We start from the raw sequence: 5,771 nt of genomic DNA on the forward strand, positions 1-5,771 counted from the left end.
GATGGCTCTCAACCTCGTCCGCATCGACGCCTGGCTCACCGGCACCCCGCTCGGCGGTAGCTGGACCTCCCGCCTCAGCACACTCCGCCTCTCACTCACGCCACCGTGAATAGACCAGCAGAGTCACTCCGGGGGTCACCTCAAGAACTACCATGGTGGCGGCGTGTGGCTGCCGCTGGGGTTCGGGGAAAAGCACTGGGCGGACCGGGGCTCTGGCTACCGTCCGATCGTGCAGCGTCCAGGTCGCGGGTTCTCCAGAGCACCACCGCATTGACGACCAGGCCCAGGGCGGCACGCGGCCGGTGCCGTCGGCGGAGAACCGGACATGGCATGAACCTCAGCCTCGCAGGACCAGGGAGCGCTCAGAAGCCGCTGGCGCGACCCGCCGTCGGACTGGCCGCGGCGCCGCCCCCGCCAAGCGGCCCAGCCGCCTGCTTCACGGCAGATGTGCCCGAACCCGTCGGCCGATGCGCACCGCACCGGCGGCGATCACGGACGGAAGTCTCGTCGGGTTGGACAGTCGACTGGGCCGCCGACGCTCGTTCAGGCGACCGCCTGGGATTTCCAAGAAAGAAGATCTTGAAATGCCTCGGAAAATTCCCGCATTGCCCGCTCGCCCCGGTGGGAGGTGACAGTCTCGAAGTACCAGGTACTTTCGGTCTCGGCGACCTTCGCCCGTATTCCCCACGTCAGGATGATGCGCCCGCCTGAACGCTGCGCGGAGATTTTCAGTCCTTCTTCACTGGACTGCCAGGTGCGAGGTTCGTTCCACGGGCTCGATTCGTCGGCCAGGGACGAGAAGAACTCGATCAGCCCGTCCCCGTCGAGTGTCCGAACCATCTCACTGACGTCCACCCACGCACCCTTAACCCGTATGGGCATGTCCAGCGCAGGGTCGTTTCCGTACGGCCGAGTCGGCGCGGAGAACAGCAAGTGGACCCCTTGTCCGGGGTTACCTACGCGAACGACCGGTCCACTATGTGTGTCGTACATGATCATTGGTACATTCTATAATCTTCCTCTCCTCTCCGAAGAGTGATACTGCCCACGCAAGGGCGCCTGGGGCAGGCGGCGCCTGCAGCAACCCTGAAATCGTAGGCGCGCGCTACAAGGCTTCGCCCCCGTAGGCTGGAGCATCCTTGGCCTACCCGGCGAATGGTCCAGCACTTCTTGCGCGGCAGGTTCGACGCAGGCCCCACTCCCAGCGGACAGGCCCGACAGCCGGGTTCCGACCTACGGGAATCGACCCACGACGCGTGCCCGCGGGGCGGCCGACAACCTGCTCTCGTCCAGCGTCTGCGCCCTCTTTACGAACCACGAGTGATCTTCCATGGCCGCGCCTTCCCAGGCCGCGTGCAAGCCGCCGCTCGCGACCCTGGCGGGCGAGGCCCAGCATGAGGACGGAGAGCGTCGTGGCCTACGAGCTGAACGGACGCGAAGCCTTTGTGGCCATGTCACGATTCGCGTGGCAGCTCGCGAAGCGCGCCGGTGACGACCTTCTCACGCTCATGGGAGACTTCAGCATTCAGTCAGACGGCCGGACGAACGATCCCGCTGCCTGGGAAGACTGGATGAGCGGTGGGCGTTCAGTCGCAGGATCCGGCAGGTGGGTCAGCGGGATAGGAGCCCGCGACGCGGGCCGCAGCATCGCGGCGACGAGGGCGGCCCGGGCCGCCCTCGGACAAGATCACGATCTGCAACTGCGCTCACGAACGGGCTGCTCGCACTCCGGCTCACGGCTTGCCCGCGGAGTCAAGATCGTCATGCGGCAACCCGGAAGGCCGGCGGGATACAGCACGTGGGTGACCAATTCAGTCACCTGACCGTCGAAAAACGGGAGCGCCATCTGGAGTACGTGGCCGTCATAATGGTCGGCGAATTCGGATGCGCCACGGTTCCACAGGTCGCGTACGTCGGGGTTTTCACGGGTGTCGATGATGAGCTGTTGGAGGTCTGGGTCGAGGGGACGGTCAACGGCCGAGTCGCGGAGCATGCGGACACACACCTCCGCGTCGGCCTCCCAGTTCAGGTGCTGGTCCCGCGACTCAGCGCTGAGGAGCAGCCACCGCATGAGGTTGGCGCCGGGCACGGTTGACCACGGGAACAGCGCGGCCATCGGCGCGTTGACACCGAGTACGTTCCACGCAGCATCGACGACGTAGGCGGGGAAGAGCTGCTGGTCCAGCAGGAGGCGCCGTTCGTCGCTGACACGCGGTGGCTCCAGGGCCTCCGGGTCGGAGTGGCCCCCTCCGTTGCTGACGAGGAACAGCGCACGCCGCTGGACGCGGTCGAGGCCGAACAACGTGCCGATGGTGTCGACTTCTCGGCGGGTGAGGGTCCGGGTGATCGCTCCGCCCTCCAGGTCCCGGTACCAGCGCTCGCTCCTGCCCAGGGCGGCGGCGACGTCTCGCTGGAGGACCGGGCGGCCGAGCGCGGCGGTGGCGGCGGCCCGGAAGGCGCGCAGCAGGGCGCCGAGCCCGGCAGTTGTTCCTTCATCGCCGGAATCCTTCATGCCTCTGTACACGCCTTTCATCGAACCTTCGTCTGCATTTTTGCTGATCCGGCGAGATTATATCCGGACCAAATCATGTGGCCTCTCCGTCAATGCCGGATAGTTGCTGTTCGCTGCATCACATTACAGATCGATGGACGGACGGCGCGACCGGCAGAAAATTTCCGGTTTCCGAGCGTGGGCGCCAGGCGACCGGCAGAAGATTGCCGGTCACCAATTTTTGCACCGACTTGTCCTTTCGGAACGCCGAGAGACCTGCGTAGCCGCATTGCGCCCGGTTCGCGAAGTCCGTTAATACGTTGGAGAGTTGGGCACAGCGGAGCCTTTCCGACTTGCGCGCGCACAAGCCTTCGTCACTTCGCCGTGATCTTTCGGGTGCATTGACGAGAGATCTAAACCAAGCCCAAGATCTATCCGTCCACACAACGGGACCGCAAGGAACCGGGGTGACAGGAAGGGGAGATGGCCGTGCATATTGGCCTCGCAGGGTCAGCGCAGTGACGCCCAACCGGGTTTGGTGTGCGTCGCGGCCAGTCGGTTCACGAGCCGTTGCAGCATGTGACACGAGAGAAGGCGCTTTGAAGATCATTGTGGAAGATCAGCGTGGACGCTGCCGTCGCCAGCGCCGTGGTGACCATGCTCGCCGTGGTGCACACGCCGTGGTGGATTCTCGCCTACGACGTGGTGCTGGCTGTCTGCTGGACGCGTTGTCGTACCACACGGTGGCCCAGGCCCTGGCCGGCGCGGGGCTGGGCATGGCAACCGCCAGCCTCTGGCTGTGAGGTGTCAGTTGGGCTGCGGGCCGGGTCGATCGCGCTCCGCCTGCTCCAACACCGCCGCGAGAGCGGCCAGCATCTGCGGCGAGACACCCATCTCCTCAGCGCCGCGGGCCGCCATCGCGAAGCCCTGACCGCTGGCCGCCAGGCGCTGGATGCCTTCCACGACCTGGCGCGCCACCACGTCGTCGGACTGGAAGACCATGGGCGAGACACCCAGGACCTCCCCGAGCCCGTCCAGGAACACCACCCTGTCGGCCGCGCCGCCCAGGAGGTCGGCAAGCTCCCTCTCCCCCGAGCGCAGGGCGCCGAACTCGGCGGCGCTCAGAAGCTGTCGCCCGGCGCCGGCGTTGATGCGTCCCATGATCTCCGCGTCGCCGGGAACCTCGTCGGCCGCGAAGCGGCTGCCGAGAAGGAAGGTGCTCCTTCCGGCCAGGGTCTCGGGCATCGAGGGCCCGGCCGGCACGGCGGCCGGCGCGATGCCGAAGCTACGGTCCTGCGCCACCAGAAGATCCTTCTCGGTGACGTGGTACGCCTTCGCGAGGAGCGGCTCGTAAGCGGGGATCGAGCCGCCGGCGGCCACGCTCCTCATTGCTGACCGGAACATGACTGGTCCCGAGCAGGGCCGCGGCCTCCACCTGGGTGAGCCCCGCATCGCAGCGCAGATCCAACAGATCCGGATCACCCGTACGCGGAAAGACCTCGCTGCAGTCGAGTCCGCAACAGGTGCTGGCACCGGCCAGCCTACTGGCCGCCCCCCATCACCGAATCGAGAGGACGTAGGGGAGTGTCGCACCTGCCGTCACGCCAGGAAGGCGCGTCGCCGAGAGCGCCTTGGCGCCGGCCGCCTCCCCCAAGGGTGCCCGGCGACTGCCCGGACAGTTATGGGGACAGATCACAGTCCGTGAGAGCCAGCGCCTCTGGGCAGCAGCACAGAGGGTTGCTCCGTCACTTTCTGCAACCAATACAGAGTTTGAGAACCAACTCTAGACCTTGACACAGCTCCTTGCGTATGTTCGTCGTCCCCCGGGCAACCTGCCCGGCTGCGACTGCGAGGAGTGAGCGGCACACGGACCGGACCGCATAGGTCGAGAAACAGCGGCGGCGCCCGAGAGCGACAACTCCCGGACGCCGAGCGCTTCACGGCATAGACCCGCCCCGGCAAGGGCGGAGATTGCCCACCATCACCACGCTGATCCCTTCCAGGGGCGTCTCAGCGTGGCATCACTGCAAAGGGGATTCTTGCATGCCTCCCGCCCTGCGCAAAAGGCCCACCCGACGGGCCTGCACGGCAACCAGCCCGACCTCGGCCCTGTACCGCCCCGGTCCGGAGAACAACACCGCGCCCCGTCCAGGCCGTCCGCTCCGCTCCGGCAACGGGAGTGGCCGATGAGCGCCGACGCCCGCGAATGGGTATGGGAGCACAGCTCCAGCCGGGGGGTCGCACGCCTGGTCCTGCTGTCGATCGCCGACCGGGTCCCCGACGAGCAGGGCGTGGCCTGGGCCTCCCTGGGCAGCCTGGTCGAGCGCACGAACGCCTCGCGGACCGCAGTGCGTGCGGCGCTGAAAGCCCTCACGGACGGCGACGAGCTGAAGCTGCTCGCCGACTACCAGGGCCCGCAGCGGGCCACGGTCTACCGCCTGCCACGCGCCGCCGCCTTCCTGGCCAAGCTCGCCGTGCTCAGGAAGGAAGAGCCGAACGTGCGCGTCGACCAGGTCGAGTCCTGCGCCACGGACCCGGTGCCCAAGCTGGTGCCGGAGAAGCTCCAGCGGTACGGGATCTGGCCCGTCAAGGGTACGGAATCCGACCCCTCGCAACGGAATCCGACCGGTGCGAAATCCGACCCCTCGCGACGGAATCCGACCCCTCGACGGTACGGAATCCGCACCCCCGAGGGTACGGATTCCGCCCCCCAGAACCGTAGTGAACCGAAGGTGAACCGTAGGTACAGCAGTAGGGCTGGCACCGTCACCTCGGCCAGCGAGTGGAAGGTCGACCCAGAAACCCACACCTGGATCCGCCAGCAAGGGCACCTCGATCGCCTCGGCGAGGAGGGCCTGCAGGCGGCCGACGCGAAGTGGCGGGCCCACCGCGCCGACCGCGGCGTGAAGTCGGCGGGAGTGTGGGCTGCCGACTGGCGCTCCTGGGTCGCCCGGGAGCACCCCCCGGGCCGCCCGAATCTCTACGCCCTGCCCGGCAAGGGCCCCGCACAGCCGGGCGGGATGACCCGCGCCGAGGCCCACACCGCAGCGCTCCTCGCCGCTCTCGACGACGAGCCGACCGCAACGGAGGGCTGACCATGGACCGCCGCGAAATCGCCGCCCTGCTGGCCTACATCGGCCGACTCGACCCCCGCACCAGCCGCACCGACCCAGGCGAGGCCCGCGACCAGCTCGCCCAGTGGCACGAGCTGCTCGGCGACGTGCCGATGGCCACACCGCACGGCTGGGACGCCCGCCTCGCTGCCCGCAGCCACATCCGC

General features: G+C 67.6%; 4 protein-coding genes and 2 pseudogenes. 3 read left to right on the plus strand and 3 right to left on the minus strand.

Going from position 1 to position 5,771, the window contains the following annotated elements; translation table 11 throughout:
• Positions 1-543 precede the first annotated feature (543 nt).
• Both O3W51_RS46900 and O3W51_RS46905 read right to left on the minus strand, forming a co-directional pair.
• Positions 544-999, minus strand: coding sequence for a DUF6228 family protein (locus tag O3W51_RS46900; protein ID WP_331284167.1), 456 nt, complete (start codon positions 997-999; stop codon positions 544-546).
• Positions 1,000-1,687: 688 nt separating this feature from the next.
• A complete protein-coding gene (locus O3W51_RS46905; protein WP_239070838.1) occupies positions 1,688-2,512 on the minus strand; it encodes a helix-turn-helix transcriptional regulator in 825 nt (274 codons plus the stop codon).
• A gap of 585 nt (positions 2,513-3,097) precedes the next feature.
• Here O3W51_RS46905 and O3W51_RS46910 point away from each other — a divergent pair.
• A pseudogene (locus tag O3W51_RS46910) lies at positions 3,098-3,294 on the plus strand (hypothetical protein); the annotation flags it as partial.
• Positions 3,295-3,298: 4 nt separating this feature from the next.
• Here O3W51_RS46910 and O3W51_RS46915 read toward each other — a convergent pair.
• Positions 3,299-3,895 (minus strand): hypothetical protein, encoded by a 597-nt coding sequence (locus O3W51_RS46915; protein WP_269290135.1) that lies wholly within the window; start codon positions 3,893-3,895, stop codon positions 3,299-3,301.
• Positions 3,896-4,677: 782 nt separating this feature from the next.
• On the opposite strand from O3W51_RS46915, the gene O3W51_RS46920 reads away from it, so the two are divergent.
• The gene (locus O3W51_RS46920) at positions 4,678-5,586 is read left to right on the plus strand and encodes a helix-turn-helix domain-containing protein (RefSeq protein WP_269290137.1); all 909 of its coding nucleotides are present in this window, start codon (positions 4,678-4,680) and stop codon (positions 5,584-5,586) included.
• A gap of 2 nt (positions 5,587-5,588) precedes the next feature.
• Positions 5,589-5,771 (plus strand): annotated as a pseudogene (locus O3W51_RS46925) (zinc finger domain-containing protein); the annotation flags it as partial.

This window comes from Streptomyces sp. H39-C1, from assembly GCF_027158125.1.
Taxonomy (GTDB): domain Bacteria; phylum Actinomycetota; class Actinomycetes; order Streptomycetales; family Streptomycetaceae; genus Actinacidiphila; species Actinacidiphila fildesensis.

What these genes read in the sequence shown, in the direction of transcription:
- O3W51_RS46900 (WP_331284167.1), bottom strand. Translation starts at nt 999, where the DNA reads ATGATCATGTACGACACACATAGTGGACCGGTCGTTCGCGTAGGTAAC.
- O3W51_RS46905 (WP_239070838.1), bottom strand. Translation starts at nt 2,512, where the DNA reads ATGAAGGATTCCGGCGATGAAGGAACAACTGCCGGGCTCGGCGCCCTG.
- O3W51_RS46915 (WP_269290135.1), bottom strand. Translation starts at nt 3,895, where the DNA reads ATGTTCCGGTCAGCAATGAGGAGCGTGGCCGCCGGCGGCTCGATCCCC.
- O3W51_RS46920 (WP_269290137.1), top strand. Translation starts at nt 4,678, where the DNA reads ATGAGCGCCGACGCCCGCGAATGGGTATGGGAGCACAGCTCCAGCCGG.